The sequence below is a fragment of the Pseudomonas sp. S1(2024) genome, from assembly GCF_046557535.1.
In genome coordinates, this window is record NZ_JBKGFP010000092.1 from 19,650 (window position 1) to 44,703 (window position 25,054).

At 64.5% G+C, this 25,054-nt stretch carries 23 protein-coding genes; 9 read left to right on the forward strand and 14 right to left on the reverse strand.

The annotated features are described in order from the left end of the window. Window positions 1-88: 88 nt before the first annotated feature. Window positions 89-2,128 (reverse strand): methionine--tRNA ligase, encoded by a 2,040-nt coding sequence (gene metG / locus ACLCGK_RS25470; RefSeq protein ID WP_410953220.1) that lies wholly within the window; start codon window positions 2,126-2,128, stop codon window positions 89-91. A gap of 158 nt (window positions 2,129-2,286) precedes the next feature. Between metG and apbC the strand changes: the two genes are divergently transcribed. After that, window positions 2,287-3,381 (forward strand): iron-sulfur cluster carrier protein ApbC, encoded by a 1,095-nt coding sequence (gene apbC, locus ACLCGK_RS25475; protein ID WP_410953221.1) that lies wholly within the window; start codon window positions 2,287-2,289, stop codon window positions 3,379-3,381. A gap of 186 nt (window positions 3,382-3,567) precedes the next feature. Here apbC and ACLCGK_RS25480 read toward each other — a convergent pair whose 3' ends face one another. Continuing rightward, complete coding sequence (locus ACLCGK_RS25480; RefSeq protein ID WP_003254922.1) at window positions 3,568-3,777, reverse strand: cold-shock protein; 210 nt, start codon at window positions 3,775-3,777, stop codon at window positions 3,568-3,570. A gap of 328 nt (window positions 3,778-4,105) precedes the next feature. Between ACLCGK_RS25480 and dcd the strand changes: the two genes are divergently transcribed. Then, a complete protein-coding gene (gene dcd, locus ACLCGK_RS25485) occupies window positions 4,106-4,672 on the forward strand; it encodes a dCTP deaminase (RefSeq protein WP_003258001.1) in 567 nt (188 codons plus the stop codon). Between the two features lie 93 nt (window positions 4,673-4,765). Further along, window positions 4,766-4,993 (forward strand): hypothetical protein, encoded by a 228-nt coding sequence (locus ACLCGK_RS25490; protein WP_046614742.1) that lies wholly within the window; start codon window positions 4,766-4,768, stop codon window positions 4,991-4,993. 10 nt (window positions 4,994-5,003) lie between these two features. On the opposite strand, the gene pdeM is transcribed toward ACLCGK_RS25490, so the two are convergent. The 7 genes from pdeM to ACLCGK_RS25525 form a co-directional block, all read right to left on the reverse strand. Next, on the reverse strand, window positions 5,004-5,657 hold the full coding sequence (gene pdeM / locus ACLCGK_RS25495; protein ID WP_085614200.1) for a ligase-associated DNA damage response endonuclease PdeM: 654 nt from the start codon (window positions 5,655-5,657) through the stop codon (window positions 5,004-5,006). Continuing rightward, the gene (locus ACLCGK_RS25500; RefSeq protein WP_410953222.1) at window positions 5,654-8,107 is read right to left on the reverse strand and encodes a ligase-associated DNA damage response DEXH box helicase; all 2,454 of its coding nucleotides are present in this window, start codon (window positions 8,105-8,107) and stop codon (window positions 5,654-5,656) included. The genes pdeM and ACLCGK_RS25500 overlap by 4 nt, the downstream gene beginning before the upstream one ends. A gap of 67 nt (window positions 8,108-8,174) precedes the next feature. Beyond that, on the reverse strand, window positions 8,175-9,290 hold the full coding sequence (locus ACLCGK_RS25505) for a succinylglutamate desuccinylase/aspartoacylase family protein (protein ID WP_410953223.1): 1,116 nt from the start codon (window positions 9,288-9,290) through the stop codon (window positions 8,175-8,177). Window positions 9,291-9,511: 221 nt separating this feature from the next. Then, entirely contained in the window at window positions 9,512-11,170 is a 1,659-nt protein-coding gene (locus ACLCGK_RS25510) for an ATP-dependent DNA ligase (protein ID WP_410953224.1), read from the reverse strand. Then, entirely contained in the window at window positions 11,167-12,183 is a 1,017-nt protein-coding gene (locus ACLCGK_RS25515; protein ID WP_410953225.1) for a ligase-associated DNA damage response exonuclease, read from the reverse strand. The genes ACLCGK_RS25510 and ACLCGK_RS25515 overlap by 4 nt, the downstream gene beginning before the upstream one ends. Window positions 12,184-12,288: 105 nt before the next feature. Continuing rightward, window positions 12,289-14,730, reverse strand: coding sequence for a penicillin acylase family protein (locus ACLCGK_RS25520; RefSeq protein WP_410953226.1), 2,442 nt, complete (start codon window positions 14,728-14,730; stop codon window positions 12,289-12,291). Window positions 14,731-15,108: 378 nt separating this feature from the next. Further along, window positions 15,109-16,449 (reverse strand): PLP-dependent aminotransferase family protein, encoded by a 1,341-nt coding sequence (locus ACLCGK_RS25525; protein WP_410953227.1) that lies wholly within the window; start codon window positions 16,447-16,449, stop codon window positions 15,109-15,111. Window positions 16,450-16,603: 154 nt separating this feature from the next. On the opposite strand from ACLCGK_RS25525, the gene ACLCGK_RS25530 reads away from it, so the two are divergent. Next, window positions 16,604-17,800, forward strand: a complete 1,197-nt coding sequence (locus ACLCGK_RS25530) for an MFS transporter (protein ID WP_410953228.1) — start codon at window positions 16,604-16,606, stop codon at window positions 17,798-17,800. 54 nt (window positions 17,801-17,854) lie between these two features. Here the strand turns inward: ACLCGK_RS25530 and ACLCGK_RS25535 are convergent, their stop codons facing one another. From ACLCGK_RS25535 to ACLCGK_RS25550, 4 genes are read right to left on the reverse strand one after another with little or no spacing between them, the layout of a single operon-like run. Beyond that, on the reverse strand, window positions 17,855-18,052 hold the full coding sequence (locus ACLCGK_RS25535; protein ID WP_003258907.1) for an SEC-C metal-binding domain-containing protein: 198 nt from the start codon (window positions 18,050-18,052) through the stop codon (window positions 17,855-17,857). 7 nt (window positions 18,053-18,059) lie between these two features. Continuing rightward, window positions 18,060-18,545 carry an LEA type 2 family protein gene (locus ACLCGK_RS25540; protein WP_015271543.1) on the reverse strand — a complete coding sequence of 162 codons (486 nt, stop codon included), beginning with the start codon at window positions 18,543-18,545 and terminating at the stop codon, window positions 18,060-18,062. 2 nt (window positions 18,546-18,547) lie between these two features. Continuing rightward, complete coding sequence (locus ACLCGK_RS25545; protein WP_410953229.1) at window positions 18,548-19,024, reverse strand: YchJ family protein; 477 nt, start codon at window positions 19,022-19,024, stop codon at window positions 18,548-18,550. Between the two features lie 2 nt (window positions 19,025-19,026). Beyond that, the gene (locus tag ACLCGK_RS25550) at window positions 19,027-19,521 is read right to left on the reverse strand and encodes a DUF6231 family protein (protein WP_025340372.1); all 495 of its coding nucleotides are present in this window, start codon (window positions 19,519-19,521) and stop codon (window positions 19,027-19,029) included. 159 nt (window positions 19,522-19,680) lie between these two features. On the opposite strand from ACLCGK_RS25550, the gene ACLCGK_RS25555 reads away from it, so the two are divergent. From ACLCGK_RS25555 to ACLCGK_RS25570, 4 genes are all read left to right on the forward strand, one after another. Next, window positions 19,681-20,373: an OmpA family protein gene (locus ACLCGK_RS25555; RefSeq protein ID WP_003258902.1), complete on the forward strand. Its 693-nt coding sequence runs from the start codon at window positions 19,681-19,683 to the stop codon at window positions 20,371-20,373. An 89-nt stretch (window positions 20,374-20,462) separates the two neighbouring features. Beyond that, entirely contained in the window at window positions 20,463-21,182 is a 720-nt protein-coding gene (locus ACLCGK_RS25560) for an OmpA family protein (protein ID WP_410953230.1), read from the forward strand. 98 nt (window positions 21,183-21,280) lie between these two features. Further along, entirely contained in the window at window positions 21,281-21,556 is a 276-nt protein-coding gene (locus ACLCGK_RS25565; RefSeq protein ID WP_410953231.1) for a DUF1145 domain-containing protein, read from the forward strand. After that, window positions 21,549-22,307 carry a hypothetical protein gene (locus ACLCGK_RS25570; RefSeq protein WP_024087646.1) on the forward strand — a complete coding sequence of 253 codons (759 nt, stop codon included), beginning with the start codon at window positions 21,549-21,551 and terminating at the stop codon, window positions 22,305-22,307. Before ACLCGK_RS25565 ends, ACLCGK_RS25570 begins: the two co-directional genes overlap by 8 nt. A 36-nt stretch (window positions 22,308-22,343) precedes the next feature. On the opposite strand, the gene ACLCGK_RS25575 is transcribed toward ACLCGK_RS25570, so the two are convergent. Then, the gene (locus ACLCGK_RS25575) at window positions 22,344-22,808 is read right to left on the reverse strand and encodes a CopD family protein (RefSeq protein ID WP_410953232.1); all 465 of its coding nucleotides are present in this window, start codon (window positions 22,806-22,808) and stop codon (window positions 22,344-22,346) included. Between the two features lie 98 nt (window positions 22,809-22,906). Here ACLCGK_RS25575 and dinG point away from each other — a divergent pair, with 98 nt between their 5' ends. Further along, window positions 22,907-25,051 (forward strand): ATP-dependent DNA helicase DinG, encoded by a 2,145-nt coding sequence (gene dinG, locus ACLCGK_RS25580; protein ID WP_013973931.1) that lies wholly within the window; start codon window positions 22,907-22,909, stop codon window positions 25,049-25,051. Window positions 25,052-25,054: the final 3 nt, after the last annotated feature.

Sequence of the window (25,054 nt, forward strand, 5' to 3'; positions counted from 1 at the left end):
TGCCCGCGAGCACCGGCAACGCCAGTGCCATGCACCGCGTAGTCAGTTTCGCGGGCACGCCCGCTCCCACAAGGTCCAGCAGGTTTTGTTACTTGATGCGCTGGCCTGGCTTGGCACCGCTGTCCGGGCTCAGCAGGTAGATCTCTTCACCGCCAGGCCCGGCCGCCATGACCATCCCTTCGGACACCCCAAAGCGCATCTTCCGTGGTTTGAGGTTGGCCACCATCATGGTCAGCCGGCCTTCCAGCAGGGACGGGTCGGGGTACGCCGACTTGATGCCGGAAAACACGTTGCGGCGCTCGTCACCGATGTCCAGGGTCAGTTGCAGCAGCTTGTCCGCGCCCGGTACGGCCTCGGCCTTGACGATCAGTGCCACGCGCAGATCGACGGCAGCGAAGGTGTCGAACTCGATTTCCGCCGACAGCGGGTCCTTGGCCAGCTCGCCATTGCCGGCCGGGGCCTTGGCTTCGGCGGCCAGCAGGTCTTCCTTGCTGGCGGCGACCATGGCTTCGACCTTGGCCGGTTCGATGCGGCTCATCAGCGCCTTGAACGGGTTCAATTGGTGGTTTTCCAGGCGCGACAGGTGGTCGTTCCAGGTCAGTGGTGCCACGTTGAGGAAGGCCTCGGCGTCGGCAGCCAGTACCGGCAGCACCGGCTTGAGGAAGATCACCAGCTGACGGAACAGGTTGATGCCTTGGGCGCAGATGGCCTGAACTTCATCCTGCTTGCCTTCCTGTTTGGCCAGCGACCATGGGGCCTTGTCGGCGATCCAGGCGTTGGCGCGGTCGGCCAGCGCCATGATTTCGCGCATGGCACGGCCGAAGTCGCGGCCTTCATAGGCGTCGGCGATCGACGGGGCGGCCGCCAGGAAGGCTTCGGTCAGCTCCGGTGCAGCATCGCCAGCCACCATCACGCCTTCATTGCCCTTGTGGATGAAACCGGCGCAGCGGCTGGCGATGTTAACCACCTTGCCAACCAGGTCGGAGTTGACCTTCTGTACGAAGTCTTCCAGGTTCAGGTCCAGGTCATCGACGCCACGGCCCAGCTTGGCGGCGTAGTAGTAGCGCAGGTATTCCGGCTGCAGGTGGTCGAGGTAGGTGCGGGCCTTGATGAAGGTACCGCGCGACTTGGACATCTTGGCGCCGTTCACGGTCAGGTAGCCGTGCACGTTGACCGCGCTCGGCTTGCGGAAGCCCGCGCCTTCGAGCATGGCTGGCCAGAACAGGGCGTGGAAGTTGACGATGTCCTTGCCGATGAAGTGGTACAGCTCGGCCTTGGAGCCTTCGTTCCAGAACGCGTCGAAGTCCAGCTCCGGGCGGCGTGCACAAAGGTTCTTGAAGCTGGCCATGTAGCCGATCGGTGCATCCAGCCACACGTAGAAGTACTTGCCTGGCTCGCCTGGGATCTCGAAGCCGAAGTACGGCGCGTCGCGCGAGATGTCCCACTCCTGCAGGCCCGAGTCCAGCCATTCGGCCAGCTTGTTGGCTACCGCGTCCTGCAGCGTGCCGCTACGGGTCCACTGCTGCAGCATGGCCTGGAAGTCCGGCAGCTTGAAGAAGAAGTGCTGGGAATCACGCAATACCGGGGTGGCACCAGAGATGGCCGACTTGGGGTTCTTCAGCTCGGTGGGCGCGTAGGTGGCGCCGCATTTCTCGCAGTTGTCGCCGTACTGGTCTTCGGCCGCGCACTTGGGGCAGGTGCCCTTGATGAAGCGGTCGGCGAGGAACATGCCCTTTTCCGGGTCGAAATACTGGGTTACCGAACGGGTGGCGATGTGCCCGGCGTCTCGCAGGCGCGCGTAGATCAGGCCCGACAGCTCGCGGTTTTCTTCGCTGTGGGTGGAGTGGAAGTTGTCGAAGTCCACCAGGAAGTCGGCGAAGTCGCTGCTGTGTTCGGCCTGGACGTTGGCGATCAGCTGTTCCGGGGTGATGCCTTCTTTCTCGGCGCGCAGCATGATGGCCGAACCGTGGGCGTCGTCGGCGCAAACGTAGATGCACTGGTTGCCGCGCAGCTTCTGGAAGCGGACCCACATGTCTGTCTGAATGTACTCGAGCATATGGCCAAGGTGGATCGATCCGTTGGCATAGGGCAAGGCGCTGGTGACGAGAATCTGACGTGGCTCGGACATGGTGGCTCGGCTACTTATCTGGCGACGGGGTAAAAATGAGGTTGATCGGCCACTATAAAGGGCTGGCGAAGATATTTCACCCCGCATGCACATCTGCTGACGATTGACGGGTTAGGATAGGCGTCTGTTTTACATTCAGTTTGCCATTGGGAGTCTCCATGAGTGCCGTCACCCGTGCCGCCGTCGAAGGCGTGCTTCGCCAGTACACCGACCCCTACCTGAACCAGGACCCGATCAGCGCCGGCTGTGTGCGCGCAATCGATATCCAGGGCGGCCAGGTCAGCGTGCAATTGCAACTGGGTTATGCCGCAGGGCTGTTCAAGAACGGCTGGGCCCAGGTGCTGCAGACCGCCATCGGCAACCTGGAGGGCGTCAGCAGTGCCCAGGTGTCGATCGACTGCGCGGTGGCTGCGCACAAGGCCCAGGCTCAGGTGCCGGCAATGGCCAACGTCAAGAACATCATCGCCGTGGCCTCGGGCAAGGGCGGTGTGGGCAAGTCGACCACCGCGGCCAACCTGGCCCTGGCGCTGGCTCGCGAGGGCGCGCGGGTGGGTATTCTCGATGCCGATATCTATGGCCCCAGCCAGGGCGTGATGTTCGGCATCGCCGAAGGCACCCGCCCGCAAATTCGCGAGCAGAAGTGGTTCGTGCCGATCAAGGCCCATGGCGTGGAAGTCATGTCCATGGCGTTCCTTACCGACGACAACACGCCGATGGTATGGCGTGGCCCTATGGTTTCCGGCGCGCTGCTGCAGCTGGTGACCCAGACTGCCTGGGACGACCTGGATTACCTGGTGATCGACATGCCGCCGGGCACCGGAGACATCCAGCTGACCCTGGCGCAGAAGGTACCGGTTGCCGGTTCGGTGATCGTCACCACCCCGCAGGACCTGGCCCTGCTGGATGCCAAGAAGGGCGTGGAGATGTTCCGCAAGGTCAACATCCCGGTGCTGGGCGTGGTGGAGAACATGGCCGTGCACATCTGCTCGAACTGCGGCCATGCCGAGCACCTGTTCGGCGAAGGCGGTGGCGAGAAGCTGGCGAGCCAGTATGGCGTCGACCTGTTGGCGTCGTTGCCGCTGTCGATGCTGATTCGCGAGCAGGCCGATAGTGGCAAGCCGACGGCGATCGCCGAGCCGGAAAGCCAGATTGCGATGGTCTATCAGGAGCTGGCCCGCCAGGTGGGCGCGCGGATCGTGCTGCAGGAAGCTGCTGCGCCGGCGATGCCAAGCATTACCATCAGCGAAGATTGACCTGTCAGATCGCGTCGCTCTCTTCGCGGGCTTGCCCGCTCCCACAGGGACTGCACAGCATTTGAAGCTTGTGTTGTACCTGTGGGAGCGGGCAAGCCCGCGAAGCAGGCGACATGGTCTTTCGGCCAGACATAAAAAAACCCGCCGGAAGGCGGGTTTTTTGAAAGCTAGGAAGCTTCGATCGACTTAGGCGATCTGAACTTCTTCAGCCTGCATGCCTTTCTGGCCGCGGGTAGCGACGAAAGTAACAGCCTGGCCTTCTTTCAGGGTTTTGAAGCCGTCAGCTTGGATGGCTTTGAAGTGCACGAACAGGTCGTCGCCCGACTGAGGGGTGATGAAGCCGTAGCCTTTCTCATCGTTGAACCACTTAACAACACCGGATTGACGGTTGGACATTTTTCTGTCTCCTTGGACAATTTGATAACGGTCAGGAAAAACCCTGGCCGGGACTGAGCGCAAAGAGAGCAGAAAATTCAGCGATGGGCCGATCAGGATCGTGCATCAAACTAGAGATTCTCGGTGTCACGTGCAGCACAGTGGCGCCACCTTACCCCACTTTCCGCAACCTGCCAATGGTCAGAAGGCGCTTTACGCAAATTCGGATCGACGGCGGCTGAAGCCCCCGCCCGGCGCGGGATGAGGCATGGAACTTTAACCTGGGCGCCGGGACCGGTAAGATGCGCGTCTCGAATTTTCACCTCGCAACTCTTCAGGACACCCCGCCATGAGCATCAAATCGGACAAGTGGATTCGCCGCATGGCGCAGGAACACGGCATGATCGAGCCGTTCGTCGAGCGCCAGGTGCGCGGCGAACAGGACAGCCGGGTGATCTCCTTCGGCGTTTCCAGCTACGGCTACGACGTGCGCTGCGCCGACGAATTCAAGGTGTTTACCAACATCAACTCGGCCACCGTCGACCCGAAGAACTTCGATGCAGGCAGTTTCGTCGACATCAAGAGCGACGTATGCATCATCCCGCCGAACTCCTTCGCCCTGGCGCGCACCGTCGAGTATTTCCGCATTCCGCGTGATGTGCTGACCATCTGCCTGGGCAAGAGCACCTACGCCCGTTGCGGCATCATCGTCAACGTCACCCCGCTCGAGCCCGAGTGGGAAGGCCATGTGACACTGGAGTTCTCCAACACCACCACGCTGCCGGCGAAGATCTACGCCAACGAAGGTGTGGCCCAGATGCTGTTCCTGCAGTCCGACGAAGAATGCGAAGTGTCGTACAAGGACCGTGGCGGCAAGTACCAGGGCCAACGCGGCGTCACCCTGCCGCGTACCTGAGCCGACGAGCGCGGGGAATTCCCCGCGCCTTTGGCACTCCAACTGGATAACGCCGGTGCGCATGATGCGCAGCGGCCTTGTCAGGAGCAGCCAATGAAACTCCACCCCGCAATCAGTGCCAAGCTGGCAGTTCTGCAGCCCAATCACGTCGGGTTGCTGCCATGGTCACTGCTGGCACACCCGCTGCCCATGCAGGCGGGCGGCGTGCCCCACCAGCCTGACCCGGATACCCCGCAACCGCCGGAGCCCGGTGAAACACCACCCATGGAACCGGGCGAGCCAACCTTGCCTGATGAGCCTCCTCCGGCGCCTGTAGCCTGAGTTAACTCCGCTAGAGCGCCCAGACACGGTCTGCCCCTGCCAGGTACACCCGGCTGGCGCTCGTGGGCGCGATTTCCCAACCCCCGGTGAATTCACCGAACGCCGGCAACAGGCTGACCTGGCCATCGATCAGGAAGCAGGGCAGTCGCAGGCGTTGCCGAGCCTTGCCACGCAGTACAAATACCGGATGTACATGGCCTGCCAGTACCGGGTGGCTGGGGTGCGGTTCGGGTTCGTGCTGGAGCGCGAAGGGTTCAAGCAGCCAGGGTTCGTTCATCACTTCTATTTCGAGCGTCACGGGTGGATCACCGGCGTTGCGATCATGATTGCCGCGTATCAGCACGATTTTGAGGGCCTTGTGCCGTTCCCTCCATGTCTGCAGCCTGGTGAGCGTTGCCGGCGCCCGCGCTGTTCGGGCATGCAGGAAATCGCCAAGAACGATCAGTTGCTCGCAATCATGCGCGGCCAGCAATGCATCCAGGCGCTCGAGTGTCGCTTCGGTGGTGCCGCGTGGTACCGGTTGGTGCAGGGCGCGATAGCTTGCTGCCTTGCCGATGTGCACGTCGGCCACCAGCAGGGCACGACGGGCTGGCCAGTAGATGGCCTTGTCCGAAAGCAGCCAGAGCACCTGGCCATGGTGTTCGATGGATAGGAAGTTGGTCATTCCGTAGCGTCCGCCGCACTGTTCAGTTCCGCGACCATCCTGGCAATCCGGTCCGCCAGTTTCTCGGTGCTCAACGTTTCGCGCATGCCTTCCACCAGCAAGGCAAATGCCAACGGCCCGGGCCGCTCAAGCTGGCGCAGCTCCAGCCGTAACTGCCCCATTTTCAGCAATTGACGGTGCAGCCGCTCGATCTCCAGTTCCTCATTCAGCACTTCGTCCCGTGCCTGAGCCAGCAGCAAGTTGCCGGCGTCGTGCTTGCGAAATACCTCATAGAACAAACCGCTGGAGGCCTGGATCTGCCTCAGGCTTTTCTGCGCCGCCGGATACCCGCCAAACACCAGCCCGGCAATCTGCGCGATCTCGCGAAAACGGCGCAATGCCATTTCTCCAGCATTGAGGCTGGCCAGCACATCTTCCAGCAGGTGGTCGGTAACCAGTGCCTGTGGCAGATGCGTTGCCCAGTCCACGTTGCCCGGGCTGAGCAGTTCGAACCCGTAGTCATTGACGGCAATCGAAACCGAAAGCGGCTGCACGCGGCTCACTCGCCAGGCAATCAGGTTGGCCAGGCCAAGGTTGGCCATGCGTCCGGCGAACGGGTACAGGAACAGGTGCCAACCTTGGCGCGACTTGAAAGTCTCGGCCAGCAGCGTGCCGGGGGTGGGCAGCGCCGACCATAGCGCCTGCAAGGTCAGCAGAGGGCGCACTGCACGCATCTCCGGGCCTTGGTAGCACCCTTGGGATGCTGCGCCAAGCTGCTCGACCAGTGCGTCGGCCAGTTCGCTGGAAAGCGGCATGCGGCCACCATTCCAGCGAGCGACCGCTGCCTTGCGCGCGGTGCTGCGGCGTACGTAGGCGGTCATGTTTTCCACGCGCACCAGTTCCAGCACTCGCCCGGCGAACACCAAGGTATCGCCAGGGCGCAAACGGGCAATGAACGCCTCTTCGACGCTGCCCAGCGCCTTGCCTCCGCCGCCCTTGCTCCAGTACTTGAGCTGCAGGCTGGCGTCGCTGACGATAGTACCGATACTCATGCGGTGGCGACGTGCCAGGCGTTCGCTGGCAACCCGGTAAGCACCGTCGGCCTGGCGCTCGACGCGCTGGTAGTCCGGGTAGGCGCTGAGTGAACTGCCGCCATGGCAGACGAAGTCCAGCGCCCATAGCCACTGGCTGTCGCGCAACTCGCGAAAGGCCCAGGTGCTGCGCACTTCGGCCAGTAACTGCTCCGGGTGAAAGCCACTGCCCAGGGCCATGCTGACCAGGTGTTGCACCAGCACGTCCATGCACAAGCGCGGCGAATGCCGGGCTTCGATGTGCCCGGCTGCCAGGGCGTGCCTGGCGGCGGCTGCTTCCACCAGTTCCAGGCTGTGGGTGGGCACCAGAGTAACCCGGGAGCGCCGCCCCGGCGCATGGCCGGAGCGCCCGGCCCGTTGCACGAGGCGGGCAATGCCCTTGGCGGAACCGATCTGCAGTACTCGCTCCACGGGCAGGAAGTCCACCCCCAGGTCCAGGCTGGAGGTGCAGATCACTGCCTTCAGGTTGCCTTGCTTGAGGCTGCGCTCGACCCAGTCACGGGTATCGCGGGCCAGTGAGGCATGGTGCAAGGCAATCAGTCCGGCCCACTCGGGGCGTACCTCGAGCAGGGCCTGGTACCAGAGTTCGGCCTGCGCCCGAGTGTTGGTGAAGACAAGGCAACTAGTGCTGGCATCTATCTCCCGGCTGACCTGATCGAGCATCTTCAAACCCATGTGCCCGGCCCAGGGGAAGCGCTCGATGGCCGTTGGCAGCAGGGTATCGACCTGCAACTGCTTGTCCTGTCGGCCTTGTACCAGCAGGCCGCCTTGTGGCAGCAATACGTCCAGCGCATGTTGGAGATTGCCGAGGGTCGCGGACAGGCCCCACGTCGGCAGGCTCGGGTGCCAGTGGCGCAGGCGGGCCAAAGCCAGTTGCAGTTGTACCCCACGCTTGTTGCCCAGTAGTTCGTGCCATTCGTCCACCACTACCAGGCGCAGTGTGGCGAAGTCTTCGCGAGCTTGTGCCCGGGTCAACAGCAGCGTAAGGCTTTCAGGGGTAGTGACCAGTACGCTGGGCAGGCGCCGTGCTTGCCGGGCACGTTCGGCACTGCCGGTGTCGCCGCTGCGAATGCCCACGCTCCAGGGCAGGCCCAGGTCGTCCAGCGGCATTTGCAGTGCGCGGGCGGTGTCGGCGGCCAAGGCTCGCATGGGGGTAACCCACACCACCTGCAAGGGTGCTGCATGACGCCCTTGGGCTTCGGCCTTGAAGGCCCTCAGTGCGGCGAGCCATACCGCGTAGGTCTTGCCGGCACCGGTACTGGCATGCAGCAAGCCGGATTCGCCCCGTTCCACGGCGGCCCAGACACGGCGCTGGAAAGCGAAAGGCTTCCAGCCACGCTTGGCGAACCAGGCCTTGGCGAGGTCGGTGGCGGCGGGCATGGGGCATAGGGTCCTTCGGTGGCTGTGTTTCTACAGACAACCAGTCAGGCGCAATGGTTTTACCGGATCAGTTTGCCAGCAGATAGCCGCTGCGGCACACCTGCTCGCCTGCGATGTGGGCGATGACCATGCCTGCGGTAGCCATGCGCCGTACGTTACGTGCATACAGCAGGCCGGGCTGGCTGTTGTGGATGGCCGTCACCCGGTCGCTGAGCGGGTCGATGACTTCAGCGATCAACTGGCCCGCCTCCAGGTGCTGGCCTGGCCGGGCGTGGTACACCAGCAACCCGCCCAGTGGCGTTATCACCGGTTCTACTGCGGCCAGCGGCGTGGCCGGGCAGCGCAAGGAGGGCAGGGCCGGGCTTGCGCCTTCGATGACCCCCGCATGGGTAAGGAAGTCGAGGATCGCCTGGCAGTCCTTGCTGGCCAGGTCGTGGCTGACATCGGCCTGGCCGCGCAGCTCGACGGTGACCGAGCAGCAGCCCAGCGGAATCGGGAACCGTTTGCCGAAGCGTTGCTGCAACTGCCACCAGACCAGGCTGAAGCATTCATCGAACGACTGCCCGCCAGAGTCGGTGGCAAGCAGGCTGGCTTGGGCACCCAGGTAGCGGGCCAGAGGTTCGATCTGCGGCCAGGCGTCTGGCGTGGTGTACAGGTGCTCGACCGCCTCGAAGTCGCAGTGCAGGTCCAGCACCATGTCGGCATCGCAGGCAAGGCGCTGCAATATCAGGCGTTGGGCCTGCAGCGGTGTGCGCGCCGGGTGTGCGTCCAGCCCCCGCCGCAGGTATTCGCGGATCAGCGCGAGGTTGTGTGCCGGGTCTTCGGTCAGGTGTTCTTCGATCTGGTCGCCGATGCTGTCGGAAAGATCGACGAAGTTACGGTTGAAGTTCTCGCCGCTTTGCAGTTCGAAACGCCCCAGCGGCGCGTCCAGCAGCACCTGTTCCAGGCCGACCGGGTTGGCCACCGGCACCAGGATGATCTCGCGCTGCAGGCGGCCTTGCTGTTCCAGTTCACCCAGGCGGCGCTTGAGGTGCCAGGCCACCAGCATGCCGGGCAGCTCGTCGGCATGCAGCGAGGCCTGGATATAGACTTTGCCGCCACCGCGAGGTCCGAAGTGGAAGCTGTGCAACTGGCGGGTGATGCCCGGAACGGGCGAGAGCAGGTCGTGAGTTGAATGGTGCATGGTGGTCCTGGGTGCGTGGCGAAAACGGTCTGCGACACAGTCGGCACAAAGATGGAAGCACAGTTTTCGGGCTTGCGCCTCCTTCGATTGCGCCCCGATTACCGTCGGCTTCTTCGCGGGCGTGCCCGCTCCCACAAGGAACTTCACAATCCTCCCGGCCTGTGATGAACCTGTGGGAGCGGGCGAGCCCGCGAAAAAGCCAACGCGGTATCGAAATGGTTTCAGGCCAGCAGCGCCTGCAATGTAGCCAGGTCATCCGCTTCTTCCACTGGCTTGTCCAGCCGCCAGCGCAGCATCCGCGGAAAGCGCACGGCGATGCCGCTCTTGTGCCTCCTGGACAGGGCGATGCCCTCGAAGCCCAACTCGAACACCAGCGTCGGCGTCACGCTGCGCACCGGCCCGAAGGTTTCAACCGTGGTCTTGCGGATGATGGCGTCGACCTTGCGCATTTCTTCGTCACTGAGCCCTGAATAGGCCTTGGCAAAGGGGACCAGTGCCCGACCCGGCGTACCGGCTGGCGCGTCCCACACGGCGAAGGTGTAGTCGCTGTACAAGCTGGCCCGCCGGCCGTGGCCGCGCTGGGCATAGATCAGCACGGCATCGACGCTGAACGGGTCGATCTTCCACTTCCACCAGGTGCCCATGTCCTTGGTGCGCCCCACGCCATACAAGGCCTCGCGCTGTTTCAGCATCAGCCCTTCCACCCCCAGACTGCGGGACTGTTCGCGCTGGCAGGCAAGGTCGGCCCAGTCCCGGCCTTCGAGTAGAGGCGAGAGCAACACCGGGGCCAATGGGTGCTCCTCAAGCACGTGTTCCAGCTGCTGGCGGCGTGCATGCTGCGGCCGGCTGCGCCAGTCCTCGCCTCGCCATTCCAGCAGGTCGTAGGCCTGCAGCACGACCGGTGCGTCGCTCAGCAGCTTCTTGCCCAAGGTCTTGCGTCCCAGGCGCTGCTGCAACAGGGCAAATGGCTGCACGGCCAGCTCAGCCGCTGAGCCACCAGGTTTCCAAACCAGGATCTCGCCATCGAGCACGACACCGTCGGGTAACGTCTGCGCCAGGCTGTGCAATTCGGGGAAGCGTTCGGTGACCAGTTCCTCACCGCGCGACCAGACCCACAGCTGGCCTTCGCGCTTGACCACCTGGGCACGAATGCCGTCCCATTTCCACTCGATTTGCCATTCGCTCGGCGGCCCGAGCAGTGTATCTAGCTGTTCGGTTGATACCTGCAGGGGGTGGGCCAGGAAAAACGGGTAGGGCTGGCCGCCACGCAAGCTATGTTCATCGTCTGATTCCGGGGCTATCAGCCGTTGATAGCTGGCTGCCGTCGGGCGGTGGCTGATGTCGGTGTAGCCAACCAGGCGCTGGGCCACGCATTTGGCATCCAGCCCGGCCAGTTGCGCGAGGGCGCGAGTGACCAACAGCTTCGATACGCCCACGCGAAAGCTGCCAGTGATGAGTTTCAGGCAAAGCATCAGGCTGGGGCGGTCCAGCTGGGCCCAAAGAGGCGGCAGGCGTTGCTGGATCTCCTCGACTGGCAGGCCGCGCAATGGCAGCAGATGGGCTTCGACCCAGCGGGCGAGGCCGTCGTCGCCAGGGTGGTGGCTTTCCGGTACCAGCAGGGAAATGGTTTCGGCCAGGTCGCCAACGGCCTGGTAGCACTCCTCGAAAAGCCAGTCAGGCAGCCCCGCCAACCTGCCGGCCAGCTCCCGCAGCACGCGTGTAGGCACCAGTTGGCGAGGGCGGCCACCTGCCAGGAAGTACACCGCCCAGGCGGCATCCCCAGCCGGGGCGGTGCTGAAATATTCGCGTAGCGCCGTGAGCTTTGCAGTGCTGGAGGTAGTCGCATCCAGCCTCAGGTACAGCTCGGCGAATGCTTTCATGCGTCTGGCTCCGCGGCTACCACGTCATCTTCCTCGCCGTACTCGGTCACGAAAGCGCGGGCATCGAGGCCTTGTTCGATGAGGTAGCGCACCAGCACATTGACCGAGCCATGGGTGACCATCACGCGTTCTGCGCCAGTCTGGCCGATGGCCCAGAGCAACCCCGGCCAATCGGCATGGTCCGAGAGCACGAAGCCTCGGTCTACCCCGCGCCGGCGGCGGGTGCCGCGCAACAGCATCCAGCCACTGGCAAAGGCATCGCTGTAGTCGCCGAAACGGCGCATCCAGCTGCTGCCACCCGCCGAAGGCGGTGCCAGGACCAGTGCCTGGCGCAGCAGCGGGTCGTTGCGTGGGATATCGCCGACATAGCGGGTTTGCGGAAGGTAGACGCCAGCGTCCCGGTACACCCGGTTGAGTGGTTCGACAGCGCCATGCACGAGGACAGGACCAATGTTGGCGTCCAGCCCATGGAGGATTCGCTGGGCCTTGCCGAAGGCATAGCAGAACAGCACGCTGGCTTTGCGCTGTTCGCTATTGGCGCGCCACCAGGTATTGATTCCGGTGAAGATCTCGCCCTGGCTGGGCCAACGGTAGATGGGCAGGCCGAAGGTCGATTCGGTGATGAACGTGTGGCAGCGCACCGGTTCGAACGGCGTGCAGGTGCCGTCGGGCTCCACTTTGTAGTCGCCGGAGGCGACCCAGACCTCGCCCTGGTACTCCAGGCGCACTTGCGCCGAGCCCAGTACATGCCCGGCCGGGTGCAGGCTCAGGGTTACGCCATGGTGCAGCAGGCGTTCGCCGTACGGCAGGGTTTGCAGGTCGATGTCCTGGCCCAGGCGGCTGCGCAGGATGCCGGCGCCTGGGGCGGCGGTGAGGTAATGGCGGTTGCCGACGCGGGCATGGTCGCCGTGGCCGTGGGTGATGACGGCACGCTCCACCGGCCGCCAGGGGTCGATGTAGAAATCACCTGGCGGACAGTACAGGCCTTCGGGGCGGGCGATGACGAGGTCCATGGCATGGGCGCTGGCTTGGGTTACCAGTTAGGAACCATGGTAGGTGCGGGAAGTTCGACTGGAGATGGTTGGGGCTCAAAGTGGCCCCAACAAAGGCGCCATTGTTTATTTCCCAGGTACCAACGTCAAACGCTGGTTGCCATACGCCCGCCCGAAGTTCTGCTGCTGCAGTGGCAGGCTCATGAAGCGCCCTTGGAACCAGGCATCCAGCCCATCGCTGTAATGCGTGCTGGCCGGGTTGCCGGACTGCCCGCTGCTGGTCAGCACCTGCAACGGCTCGGCCTGGCCGAAGTCGACGATCATCCGTGCCGAGGCCGGCAGGCGGGTGTCGAATTCGCTGCCCCAGGCATATGGCGTCAGGGCCAGGGTGGTGAAGTCGCCACCGGCAGCCAGCGGCGGGCGACCGAGGGCATCGCCCAGACCATGGTAGGCCGGTGCAGGCCAGCGGTACTGGTGCAGCTTGCCCCACTGCCAGGCGCGGCGGTCGGCGCCCAGTTGCGCGATGCCGGCATCCACCGCGCCCGCCAGGCTGCGGGCGAGAATGGCCGGCTTGTCTTCTTTCTGCGGGGTGCTGCGGTCATCCCAGAACGGGCTGTCGTCGCGGCCCAGCAGGTGGTCAGCCTGCGCCGAGAACGACAACCGCGCATTGCTGACGAAGGCCTGCCAGGCCGGGCCGGATTCCGGGCCCAGGTCGTCGAGGAAGGTTTGCCGGGCGACTTCCTGGAGGAACAGTTCGTACAGTGCGGCATCGGCCGACACCGGGCTCAGGCGGCCATCGAAGGCCTTGAGCCGGGCCAGCGCGTCGCGGGCATTGTCGCGCTGTGTGGCGGGCAGGGCGTCGATCGCCTGCTTGAGCGGCTGGGCCATGCCCGGGGCGTCGAACATCTGCTTGAGCTTGTCGGCCAGCAGGGTGGTCTGGTCGTTCTGCAGGGCCATCAGGCTGCGGCTGTCGTGGCGGCCATTGCCGGCCAGCTGGGCCAGGCGCTCGGCGCGCTCGGGGTAGTACCAGGTGCTGGACAGCTGCATGCCATAGCCACGCGGCAGGCTGCGCTGGTTGGCGTGGCCGATCCAGCCGGCGGGCGGGTCCTGGTCGTAAGGGTGCAGCATCGGGTCGGCATACCCGTCCCAGTCGTAGCGCCCGTCCCAGCCCGGCGACGGCAGCAGGCCCTGGCCTTCGCGACGGTTGGGGTAGCGGCCACTGACTTGCCAGCCGATGTGCTCAGGTTCGGCGAAGACGAAGTTGAGGGCGGCGGCGGTCACTTCACGGGTGCTGTCGAAGGCACGCTCCACGCTCTTGGCACGGGTCAGGTCGAACAGCGCATCCAGGCTGCGGTCGCCCTTGAACTGTGGCAGGTTCAGCGCCAGGCCCAGGCTGGCATTGCCTGGCTGGGCCAGCAGGGTGCCGTGGCGGGTGTCGTACAACACCTCGCGCAGCGGGCGCTGGCCGCGGACGAAGAAGGTTTCGCTACGGGCGTGGGCCGGCAGCCATTTGCCGTCGGCGAGGTAGCTCAGTTGGCTGCCCTGGTGGCGCAGTTGCTCCAGATACAAATCCTGATTGTCCGCCATGACCGCGCTGGTGCTCCAGGCCAGCTTGCCGTTGTAGCCGGCCAGCACGATCGGCAGGCCGGGCAACGACAGGCCGGCGACTTGATACTTGCCGGTGTGGATCTGCACCGGGCTCAGGGCCCAGGCGGCTCGGCTGTCGCTGGCCAGCAGGCTCTTGCCACTGCGGCTGCGCTGCGGCGCCAGGGCCAGGTTGGCCGAACCCGGGCTACCCAAAAGGTCGAGGTCGGCCAGCTTCTGGCTGGCAGCTGCCAAGGCCGGTAGCCCCGGCAACTGGCTGGCCAGGTTCAGGCCCTTGAGCTTGTCCACTTCGGCTTCGGCCAACGGCTCGTCCGGGGCTCCGGGCAGCAGCCAGGCCAGCTTGTCGCTGCCGGCTTTCTGCGCCAGGGTCAGGGCGCTCAGTTCTTCCTGCAGGTTCACTGACTGGCTGAAGGCATACAGGCTGAAGATCAGCGCCGAGTCTTCGGGCTTCCAGTATTCGGGGCGGTAGCCACTGTTGGCCAGGCCGGCGGGCAGCTTGTCGCGGTAGCGGAACAGGTAGGCGTTGACCCCGCGTGCATACACTTCGAAGAAGCGCTTGAGCCGTGGCGAGGCGTCGGCGTACTGCTGGGTGGCGCTCTGCTTGAGGTTGGCCGCGCGCATCAAACGGTCGATGTCCAGCGCGTCGCTGCCGGCCAGTTCTGCCAGGCGGCCCTGGGCCAGCAGGCGCATGGCGACCATCTGCTCGATGCGGTCGCCGGCATGCACATAGCCCAGGCTGAACAGGGCGTCATGGAAGCTGCTGCTTTCGATCAGTGGTGCGCCCATTGCGTTGCGCCGTACCGAGACGTTCTGCGCCAGGCCCTTGAGTGGCTGCACACCGCTGGTCGGCGGCACGCTGTCCTGGTAGCCGCCCGTCTGGCAGCCGGCCAGCACGAGCATGCCGAGCAGCGTGGCAGCGGTTGCGAACCGCGGGCGGAATGGAGGAAAGGCGGGGGCGGCCATGACAAGGGCTCCTGCAAGGCGTGGCGGGTTTCGAAAGGCGCTAAGGTAGTGAGCGCGCAGGCGCCGTGCAAGGTCCCTGGGCGGTTTATTTTTTGTGCTTGGCGTGGGGTGTATGGTGCCTGTCAGATCGAGCGCCGCCCGCGCGGCGCTTCGCAGCACAAGGCTGCTCCTACATTTGTTTCAGGCCAATTATTCCTGTGAGGTTTGTGCGCGAACGCTTTGGCGCATGGCTCGATATCGCGTTGTACGAACAAGGCGGTCGCGTGCACTGGCATAGGCATTACTGGCCCGAAACAGATGTAGGAGCAGCCTTGTGCTGCGAAGCGCCGCGCGGGCGGCGCTCGATTTGCGCGCCACCTCAAAAATCAAGACATGCAATCAAACCTTGAAATGTTCGGCCACGGCGTCGGAAAAGTGCGTGCAATTGATGCGAGCAAGGCGTTGATAGTCACGGCTGACGGCGAAGGCAGAGCCTGGCATCAATAGCACCTTGTGCTGTTCCAGGCGACGCATGAAGGGCTTCAGGTCGGCCAGTTCGGGGTGGTAGACCCACAGGAACATGCCACCTTGGGGCGTTATGTCGAACTGCCAGCCACGCGCCCGCAACAACTGCTGGGTCTGCGCCTGCTGCCGGATCAGGCGCTGCTGCAGGTCTTGCATGTGCCGGGCATAGGTGCCGTCGGACAAGATGGTGTTGACGAAGCGTTCGCAAAACGCCGGCACCGCCACGCAGGTCAGCAGCTTCAGGCGCGTCAGCGGCTCTATCAGCTCTGCCGAGCAGGCGATGTAGCCCACGCGCAATGAAGCGGACAGGCATTTCGAGAAGCTGCCGATGTAGATGACCCGCTCAAGGTTGTCCAGTTCGGCAAAGGTCTGGCGCACACCCGGGCTGAAGTCGCCGTAGACATCGTCCTCGACCACGAAGAAGTCGTGTTCCACCGCCAGGCGCAGGACGCTGAAGGCATTGTGCGGACTGATGTTGCCGCCGGTCGGGTTGTGGAAGGTGCTGTTGCAGAAGAACGCCTTCACCTTGTGCCTGGCCAGGTGCTCCTTCATGTCCTCCACGCTTGGTCCGTCCTGGGTTCGGCGCACCCCGACCACGTGGCCGCCGGCCAACTGGATCAGTTTGATCAGGTTGCCGTTGCCGGGCTCGTCGACGAACACGTGATCGCCTGGCTTGATCAACAACCGCGCCACCAGGTCCAGCGCTTGTGTGGCGCCCAGCGTAGTCAGCAACTGGCTTGGCCGGGCATCGACACGGGTCAGGCGTTTCAGGTGCACGCACAGCTGTTTGCGCATGGGCAGGTAGCCCTGGATGTCGCCATATTCCGCCAGCGAACTCTGCTCCAGCCGCGCCGTGCGCCGAATCGCCTTGGCCAGCAGTTCGGTGTCACGCCAGGCGGGTGGCAGCCAGCCGCTGCCCAGTTTGATGTAGTGCTGGCCCCCCTGCAGCAGCTTGAACAGCGGGTCGCCGGCCATGCCTGCGGGCGCATCCACCGCGCTGGTTTGCCGTGTGTGGCTGGCGACGAAGTAGCCGCGGCCAGGAATGGCGGTCAACACACCTTCGCTGACCAGCCGGGCATAGCTGGAGACGACATCGTGGTAGCTGCAGCCAGCCGCCGCCGTCAGCTTGCGGATGGACGGCATGCGCTGGCCGGGCAGCCATTCGCCGGCTTCGAGGCGCTGTTTCAACTGGTCATGAAGGCTGTGCGGGCGCATGGCGGGTCCAGCTGCTGTTAGAAAAAACAGCCTAACAGTTAACCGGAAAGCGCGTCGACTGTTCGAATTTCAGGGCGTGGCAGATGCGACCATGCGCCTGTCGGCATCTTTCCCAATGCCGAATCGACCCGTCCACCAACCGTGAGCACACGCTATGTCGAGCACACTTCCGCGGCGCACGTACCTGTATTTCACCGCGCAATCGATCAACCTGACGACTGCGGTCATGTCCGTGACCATGGCGGCCATTGTCGGGGCGGCGCTGGCGCCTGCCGCCACGTGGTCCACCGTGCCCTATGGTTTCCAGTTCCTCTGCCTGATGCTGGCCACCTATCCGGTCTCCAGGCTGATGAGCCGTATTGGCCGCAAGCGCGCCTTCATGCTGGGCTCGATCCCTTTGGCGGTGTCTGGCATCAGTGGTTACCTGGCGGTGCAGTACCAGCAGTTCCCGATGCTGGTGATCAGCCATTCGGCATTGGGCATCTACATTGCGTTTGCCAACTTCAATCGCTTCGCGGCCACCGACAATCTGGCCCAGAACCTGAAGCCCAAGGCGCTTTCCCTGGTGGTGGCCGGTGGGGTGATCGCCGCCGTGGTCGGGCCGGCGCTCACCGAGTGGCTGAGGGACGTTGGTGGGTATCCGCTGTTTTCGCTGTGCTACGCCGCTTTTGTCGGCCTGGCGGTGATGTCGTTGCTGACAGCGGCCTGCCTGCCCGGCGATACCGGCACCGCCAGTAACGACCGTGCAGCGAAACCGGCTGGCACTACCGCCGAGCCGCTGAGCCCGGTGGTTGCCGTGGCCATGGCCGTGGCCGCGCTGGGCTATGGGATCATGAATTTGCTGATGATCCAGGCGTCCATGCACATGAAACACATGCATGAGGACTTTTCCGACGTTCGCCTGGCGATTCAATGGCATGTGATTGCCATGTTTGCGCCGTCGTTCTTCACCGGCGCCATCATCCACAAGCTCGGCATCAGGGCCACCATCTGTCTCGGCCTGTGCCTGCTGATCGGTTGCACGGCCATGAACATGTGGTCGCACAGCTACGCGATGATGACCTTGTCACTGGTAGCCCTGGGCCTGGGTTGGAACCTGACCTACGTGGGCGGTGGGGCGCTGTTGGCGCAGACGCTGCAAAACAGCCCGGCAGCGATGCAGATGCAGGGGAAGAACGATCTGGCCATTGCGGTGTTCGCGACCGTTGGTGCATTCAGCCCATCGCTGTTGCTGGGTACGGTCGGCTGGGATGGCACCAATGCCATTTGCATGGCCCTCTGCATCGTGCTGCTCATGGCCACCGCAGGGTTGCTGCAGCGCAAGGTTTCAGGGCCTGCCAGGGCCAGTTAGACCCCGGCTACCCTCCGCGCGGCCCGCAGCAGGGACGCGCGAGTGCTGTTCAGGTCAGGCGCCGTGGCACTTCTTGAACTTTTTCTGGCTACCACACGGGCACGGGTCGTTACGGCCAACGTCCTTCAGGGCGTTGCGTACCGGCTCCTGGTGGCCGTGGTTGCAGTGCGGGCCGTGTACATGGCCATGATCGTGGTGGTGATCATGATCGTGGTTGCAGTCAGGGCCATGAACGTGGGGTTGCTGGGACATTGCAGGGTCACTCCGGTTTGTAATCGCCGGGGATTATCTCACCACTGCGCGACAAGTGCAGGTCCCGATGGATGAGCAACCCGGTCGCCAGCTCGCCCTGCAGGCTGTAATGCAGTGGCTGTTCGCTTTTCAGCAGCTTGGCCAGCGGTTTCAGGTGCTGCCACAGGTTGGTCCGTGCGGTGATCTTGAAAGTACGCCGGGCATGCCCGCCGACACTGCGCCACACGCTGGTTTCATCCTGCACCAGCAACAGGTCATTGAGGCGTATGGCATACGACAGGTTGCGGATGAACAGGCGGCTGTCATTGGGGTTGTCGATTCGCAGATGCAGCACGAACTCCTGCTCCAGCAACCTTGCCTTGACTGTCTCCACCTCGACCAGGTGCACCTCGGGTTCGCGCCAGTCGTCACCGCCCCAGCTGGCGCAGCCCGCCAGCAGTGCAAGCCATGCCATCAGGGTGGCGAGCAGCAGCGGGCGGGTGCGGGCGATCATGGTCAGCTACCCACGTAACTGGCGCAGCATTTCTTGAACTTCTGGCCGCTGGCGCAGGGGCAGGGGTCGTTGCGCCCGGCCTTGAGCCCGACCGTGGGGTCGATGAAGTACCAGCGCCCGGCGTGCTGGACGAATGCCGAGCGCTCGCGGTGCTGATGGTCGCCCTCCTGGTCGTGCCAGCGAGCAGTGAAGGTGACAAAACCGTGCTCTGGCTGGCCGCCCAGCACCTCTGCGCTTTCCACCTCCAGGCCCAGCCAGGTGCTCTGGGCGCTCCAGGCGGCCATGGCGGCACGGTCCAGGCCGGCTTGCTGGGCGGGCAGGGTGGTGGCCACCAGGTAGTCGACCAGGCCAAGCACGTAGGCGCTGTAGCGTGAGCGCATCAGCGCCTGGGCATCCGGTGCCGGGGTGCCGGCATGGTAGTGCCCGCAGCAGGCGTCGAGCAGGTTGCCACTGCCACAAGGGCAGACCGAGAGACTCATCATTACCACCAGTACTTGCCGAAGTTTTCAGGGTTGGCCCAGAACTTGGCATTCAGCCAGTCCGGTACCTGCTTGTAGTCATGTAGATCATAGGTGAACAGGCTCAATACCTGCTGGTCACGGCGGAATTTCTCGCTGGCCGACAGGGCAAGGGCAAAGAAATCGGTGTCCTGCCAGCCACAGGCGGCCAGGTCGGCCAGCACCGCGACCCGGCTGGCATTGAGGTTGCGAATGCCACCGAGCAATTCCAGGCCGGTACGCTTGGGCAGGTGCTCCAGGCAGTCCACCAGTACCGCCAGGTCAAAGCGCTGGGCTGCCAGTTCGGCCGGCAGCGGGCCTGGGGCGGCCGTGGCGATGGTTACCTGTGGGTGCGCCTGGGCGAAGGCGTCCAGCGCCGGGAAGCGCGTGCCCACCAGCAGCAGGCGTTGCGGGGTGAAGCGCTCGAGCAGGGCCGCCAGGGCCTGCTGCGGGGTGCGCTGGGAAAAACCGTCGGTCATTGCCAATCCTCGTTGAAGTCGTCCAAGACTAGCGGGCCGCAGCGTGCGGGCAAAGAGGCATGTGACTGTGTCGTGGCTTATTGGTGGCAGGGATCAGATGCTCGGTCTTTACTCCCTGAAATCGGCCTTATGCCGATTCCCCCTAGGAGAAGCAATGAAATGAGCATAGTACGCACAGCGATACCCCTGGTTCTGCTCACCAGTGTGTTGACTGGTTGTGCAGGTTTGCAAAAGACCGACTGGCCGAAATGTGCCGCCGTCGGGGGTGTAAGCGGCGCTGCCCTGGGCGCCATCGAGAGCTCCAGCTGGGCTGGTTGGGGCGCGTTGCTGGGCGGTGGCCTGGCGGCGGGCTATTGCTGGGCCCATGGCGATGGCGACGAGGATGGCGACGGCGTGCCGGACAGCCGTGACAAGTGCCCAGGCACCCCGCGCGGTGTGCAGGTCGATGCCAACGGCTGCCCGCCGGAGCCGGCCGCGGTGGTCGAGGAAGTGGTGGTGCAGAAGGAAGAAGTCATCGTCATCCGCGATGTGCACTTCGAGTTCGACTCTGCGCGCCTGACCGCCAGCGACAAGGAGCGCCTCAACACCATCGCCACGCGCCTGAAACAGGAGGCGCCGTCCGCCCGCCTGAGCGTCAGCGGCCATACCGACAGCGTCGGCTCCGACAGCTACAACCAGAAACTGTCCGAGCGCCGTGCCCACTCGGTGACCGATTACCTGGTCGAGAGCGGTGTGCCGCGCAGCAGCTTCGTGTCGGTGGTCGGTGCTGGTGAAACCCAGCCGGTGGCAGACAACGCCACGGCCGAGGGGCGTGCCATGAACCGCCGTACCGAGATCAAGATCCAGCGGTAGATCGGCGTGCGCCCGTGCCTTGAGCAGTGGTACGGGCGCGTCTTCACGGCGGTCAGCCGTCCGTGGCCAATGACACAGGAGCATTCAGCATGAGTGTGACGTCGAAGGCGGCGCTGCCGCTGTTGGTGGCTGCCAGCCTGCTAGCGGGCTGCGCCACCCACAGCGATGGCAGCGCGCCGCTCAACCAGAGGACCTGGCCCATCTGCAGCCTGCTCGGCGGCCTGGTCGGTGGTGGCCTTGGCGCCATCGAAAGTTCGAGTTGGGCGGCTGGCGGCGGTGCCCTTGGCGCCATCGCCGGGGGCCTGATCTGTTACGCCCAGGATGGCGACGAAGATGGCGACGGCATTTTCGACCGCCGCGATCGTTGCCCCGATACCCCCGCCAACACTGCGGTCGACCACATGGGTTGCCCGTTGAAGGTGTACCCCGCATCGCCGCCTGCCACTGAACCTGAACCCTCGCCGGAGGTGATCATCCTGGATGACAACGGCGCGGTGATGTTCGCCTTCGATTCCGCCGAGCTGACCCCTGCGGCCCAGCAGCGCCTGCAAGGCCTGGTGGCAAAACTCGATTCACCGACGGTGGCGAAAGTAAGCGTGATCGGGCATACCGATAACGTCGGCTCCGACAGCTACAACCAGGCACTTTCCGAACGCCGCGCCAGCAGCGTGTCCGTTTACCTGATCAGCCAGGGGCTGGAGGCGGGCAAGGTCACCAGCCAGGGGCGCGGCGAGAGTGAACCGCTCACCGACAACGAAAGCGAGGAGGGCCGCGCCCGCAACCGACGGGTGGAGCTGCACCTCAACTGAGTGGTGCTGGCGCCTGTCCTGGCATTGCAGTTAATGTTGGTCGCACGGCCCGCTCGAACGGGCCGTCTCGACATAACAACAATCCATGGGGGCGGGATATGAGGTTCATCCTGGGCTTGGGCAAGGTCCTGACAGTCGCTTTCTGGGGTGTGGCGTTGTTCAATCAGTTGATGCCACAACCCTTGCCCTTCAACCTGCTGATCAACGCCGCCGGCATCACCTTGCTGGGCCTGCACCTGCTCGAAGTGCTGTTCTTCAATGGCAGCCTGCGCGGGCGCAGCCACCGCTGGTTCGATCGTCTGCAGATCCTGTTGACGGGTATCTTCCATGTCATGTCCATCCCCCGTGTGCAGGAGGCGCCGCGAAATGCGTAATCTGATGTTGCTGGCCATGTTGGCCGCTCCCCTGGCCCAGGCCGAAAGCCTGGAGGTTGCTGCCAATTCCATGCTGCGCCTGCCCGACAAGTCGGCCAGCGTGCACCTGGCACAGTTGCGTGTCGCCGATGCCGCAACCCTGCTGCTGCCTGCCACGCTCGCGGAATTGAAGGTCGACCAGCTGGAGCTGGGGCGCGATGCGCGTATCGCCATTGCGCCGTCCGATAGCCCGTTGCTGATCGAGGCGCGCAGTGCGCGGCTGGGTGAGGGTAGCGAATTCAGTGCGCCGGGAGCGGCGGGTACTTACCAGCGGGGAGCCCGGTCAGGCCGCAGCCTGGACCTGAAACTGGCTGAAGTGGATGCCGAGCGCCTGGCCATCGATGCCCGTGGCGGTGCCGGTGCGCCGGGGTACGTGGGGCTGGATGGCGCCAACGGCCAGGCCGGTGGCTGCACCTGGGGCCAGGCCAGCCGCGGTGCCAACGGCGATGACGGCGGCAACGGGCACGATGGCGCGCCGGGTGGGCGCATCCGCCTGAGCGTGCCGCAGGGCTTCCCGCAGGAACGCATCGTGGTCCGCCTGGACGGCGGCGCACCGGGCAAGGCCGGGGCTGCAGGCAAGGCCGGCAAGGGCGGGGCTAGCAAGGGTTGCCTGGTGTACCGCACAGACGCCGGCGCCAATGGCCGGCCGGGGCAGCCGGGCCAGCCTGGGTTGGCCGGCGCTGCAGGTGAGCTGATTCTGCAGCGCCTCTGAAGCCTTGCCGCTCCTACAGGGGCCGAGCAGATCCTGTCAGAGCATCAGCCGCGAACTGGCCACGGCTACCACCGCCAGGCCCAGCAGCAGGTTGATCCCCACCATCCGCCGAATCCGCCCCAGCACGACCGCACCTGCCGGCCAGTCCTCGGCCTGCACCGCCGCCCTCAGCTCCGGCAGCAGCAACGCCTGGATGCGCATGAACAGGGCAAACATGGCGATGCCCCCACCGATCATCACCTGCACATACTTCGGTGCGGTCTCGAAGCCGCTGAAGCGCATGTGCAACATGCCGATACCACTTATCGCCAAAATCGCCACGGCCAGCCAGACCCAACCGAAGAAGCGTCGGAAAACTTCCACCCACAAGCGCAGCCGGGCAGGCCCTTCAAGGGCTGCAACCGTTGCCGGGCGCAGCACCAGCCAGGCGAAGAACATGCCGCCGACCCACACCAGGGCGGCCAGGACATGCAGTGTGTAGGGCAGGGCAAAGGCAAGCATCCGGATCTCCATGCGGCATAAAGGGCAATAGCGGGGTATGATAGCCGCCCCATGCGAAACACTGAAAATATATCCAGCCCTCCGGGCGCCTGCAGACCATGATCAGCAACGAACTCAAAGCCACCATCCAGGGCGCCTATACGCGTTTTCTCGAAGCCAAGAGCCTCAAGCCGCGCTATGGCCAGCGCCTGATGATCGCCGAAGTGGCCAAGGTGCTCGGCGACATCGCCTGCGACGAAGAAGGCCGCCGTGCCGGCGAGCCTGCCGTGGTGGCAGTGGAGGCAGGCACCGGTACCGGCAAGACGGTGGCCTACAGCCTGGCTGCCATTCCGGCCGCCAAGGCCGCCGGCAAGCGTTTGGTGATCGCCACCGCCACCGTGGCGCTGCAGGAGCAGATCGTCTTCAAGGACCTGCCCGACCTGATGCGCAGCAGCGGGCTGAACTTCAGCTTCGCCCTGGCCAAGGGCCGTGGCCGCTACCTGTGCCTGTCCAAGCTCGACATCCTGCTGCAGGAGGGCCACGCCCAGTCGGCCACCGCCCAGCTGTTCGAGGAAGAAGGCTTCCACATCGAAGTCGACGAGCGCAGCCAGAAGCTGTTCAACAGCATGATCGAGAAGCTTGCCGGCAACCGCTGGGACGGTGACCGCGACAGCTGGCCAGAAGCCCTGGAAGACCAGGACTGGGCGCGCCTGACCACCGACCACAGCCAGTGTACCGGCCGTCATTGCCCGAACTTCCAGCAGTGCGTGTTCTACAAGGCCCGCGAAGGCATGGGCAAGGTCGACGTGATCGTCACCAACCACGACATGGTGCTGGCCGACCTGGCCCTGGGCGGCGGCGCGGTATTGCCCGACCCGCGCGACACCATGTACGTGTTCGACGAAGGCCACCACCTGCCGGACAAGGCTATCGGCCATTTCGCCCACTATTCGCGCCTGCGCTCTACTGCCGACTGGCTGGAGCAGACCGCCAAGAACCTGACCAAGCTGCTGGCCCAGCACCCGCTGCCCGGTGACCTGGGCAAGTACATCGAGCAGGTGCCGGAGCTTGCGCGGGAAGTGCGCACCCAGCAGCAGTTCATGTTCACCCTGTGCGAGCAGGTTGCCGACTTCCGCCCCAGCGAGGACAACGAAGGCCGTGAGCGCCCGCGCTACCGCTTCGAAGGCGGCGTGGTGCCGGAGCAGATTCGCGAAGTGGGCATCGAGCTGAAAAAAGGCTTTGCCCGCCTCAACGACCTGTTCACCCGCTTGGCCGACCTGCTCAAGGAAGGCATGGACGGTGAGGTCAACATCGGCATCGCCAGCCACCAGGCCGAGGAGTGGTACCCGCTGTTCGGTAGCCTGGTCACCCGTGCCCAGGGCAACTGGGAACTGTGGACGGCCTTTACCGCCGAAGACCCGGAAGACAGCCCACCCATGGCCCGTTGGCTGACCCTGGCCGAGAGCGGTGCGCTGTTCGACATCGAAGTCAATGCCAGCCCCATCCTGGCCGCCGAAATGCTTCGCCGCAGCCTGTGGAGCGTGGCACATGGCGCACTGGTGACCTCGGCGACGCTGACTGCGCTGGGCAAGTTCGACCGCTTCCGCATGCGCTCGGGGTTGCCCCGTGACGCGGTTACTTGCGTGGTGCCCAGCCCGTTCGTGCATGGCGATGCCGGCCTGCTGCGGGTCCCCGACCTAAAGGCCGACCCGCGGGATGCGGCGGCGCATACCGCAGCGATCATCCGCGAACTGCCGAACATCGTCGAAGATGCCCGTGGCGCGCTGGTGCTGTTCTCCTCGCGCAAGCAGATGCAGGACGTGTTCGATGGCCTGGACCGTGACTGGCGCAAGCTAGTGCTGATCCAAGGCAACCTGTCCAAGCAGGAAACCCTGAACAAGCACAAGGCACGGGTCGACGATGGCCAGCACAGCGTGCTGTTCGGCCTGGCCAGCTTTGCCGAGGGTGTCGACCTGCCGGGTGCCTACTGCGAGCACGTGGTGATCGCCAAGATTCCTTTTGCCGTGCCTGATGATCCGGTCGAAGCGGCGTTGGCCGAGTGGATTGAGGCTCGCGGTGGCAACCCGTTCATGGAAATTGCCGTGCCCGATGCCTCGCTGCGGCTGATCCAGGCCTGCGGCCGCCTGCTACGAACCGAACAGGACCGCGGTGTTATCACCTTGCTTGACCGGCGTCTGGTCACCCAGCGCTACGGCAAGGCTATTCTCAATGCGCTGCCGCCGTTCCGGCGGGAGATTTCCTGACCG

Coding starts and splice junctions, on each gene's coding strand:
- metG (WP_410953220.1), bottom strand. CDS start 2,128: ATGTCCGAGCCACGTCAGATTCTCGTCACCAGCGCCTTGCCCTATGCC.
- apbC (WP_410953221.1), top strand. CDS start 2,287: ATGAGTGCCGTCACCCGTGCCGCCGTCGAAGGCGTGCTTCGCCAGTAC.
- ACLCGK_RS25480 (WP_003254922.1), bottom strand. CDS start 3,777: ATGTCCAACCGTCAATCCGGTGTTGTTAAGTGGTTCAACGATGAGAAA.
- dcd (WP_003258001.1), top strand. CDS start 4,106: ATGAGCATCAAATCGGACAAGTGGATTCGCCGCATGGCGCAGGAACAC.
- ACLCGK_RS25490 (WP_046614742.1), top strand. CDS start 4,766: ATGAAACTCCACCCCGCAATCAGTGCCAAGCTGGCAGTTCTGCAGCCC.
- pdeM (WP_085614200.1), bottom strand. CDS start 5,657: ATGACCAACTTCCTATCCATCGAACACCATGGCCAGGTGCTCTGGCTG.
- ACLCGK_RS25500 (WP_410953222.1), bottom strand. CDS start 8,107: ATGCCCGCCGCCACCGACCTCGCCAAGGCCTGGTTCGCCAAGCGTGGC.
- ACLCGK_RS25505 (WP_410953223.1), bottom strand. CDS start 9,290: ATGCACCATTCAACTCACGACCTGCTCTCGCCCGTTCCGGGCATCACC.
- ACLCGK_RS25510 (WP_410953224.1), bottom strand. CDS start 11,170: ATGAAAGCATTCGCCGAGCTGTACCTGAGGCTGGATGCGACTACCTCC.
- ACLCGK_RS25515 (WP_410953225.1), bottom strand. CDS start 12,183: ATGGACCTCGTCATCGCCCGCCCCGAAGGCCTGTACTGTCCGCCAGGT.
- ACLCGK_RS25520 (WP_410953226.1), bottom strand. CDS start 14,730: ATGGCCGCCCCCGCCTTTCCTCCATTCCGCCCGCGGTTCGCAACCGCT.
- ACLCGK_RS25525 (WP_410953227.1), bottom strand. CDS start 16,449: ATGCGCCCGCACAGCCTTCATGACCAGTTGAAACAGCGCCTCGAAGCC.
- ACLCGK_RS25530 (WP_410953228.1), top strand. CDS start 16,604: ATGTCGAGCACACTTCCGCGGCGCACGTACCTGTATTTCACCGCGCAA.
- ACLCGK_RS25535 (WP_003258907.1), bottom strand. CDS start 18,052: ATGTCCCAGCAACCCCACGTTCATGGCCCTGACTGCAACCACGATCAT.
- ACLCGK_RS25540 (WP_015271543.1), bottom strand. CDS start 18,545: ATGATCGCCCGCACCCGCCCGCTGCTGCTCGCCACCCTGATGGCATGG.
- ACLCGK_RS25545 (WP_410953229.1), bottom strand. CDS start 19,024: ATGAGTCTCTCGGTCTGCCCTTGTGGCAGTGGCAACCTGCTCGACGCC.
- ACLCGK_RS25550 (WP_025340372.1), bottom strand. CDS start 19,521: ATGACCGACGGTTTTTCCCAGCGCACCCCGCAGCAGGCCCTGGCGGCC.
- ACLCGK_RS25555 (WP_003258902.1), top strand. CDS start 19,681: ATGAGCATAGTACGCACAGCGATACCCCTGGTTCTGCTCACCAGTGTG.
- ACLCGK_RS25560 (WP_410953230.1), top strand. CDS start 20,463: ATGAGTGTGACGTCGAAGGCGGCGCTGCCGCTGTTGGTGGCTGCCAGC.
- ACLCGK_RS25565 (WP_410953231.1), top strand. CDS start 21,281: ATGAGGTTCATCCTGGGCTTGGGCAAGGTCCTGACAGTCGCTTTCTGG.
- ACLCGK_RS25570 (WP_024087646.1), top strand. CDS start 21,549: ATGCGTAATCTGATGTTGCTGGCCATGTTGGCCGCTCCCCTGGCCCAG.
- ACLCGK_RS25575 (WP_410953232.1), bottom strand. CDS start 22,808: ATGCTTGCCTTTGCCCTGCCCTACACACTGCATGTCCTGGCCGCCCTG.
- dinG (WP_013973931.1), top strand. CDS start 22,907: ATGATCAGCAACGAACTCAAAGCCACCATCCAGGGCGCCTATACGCGT.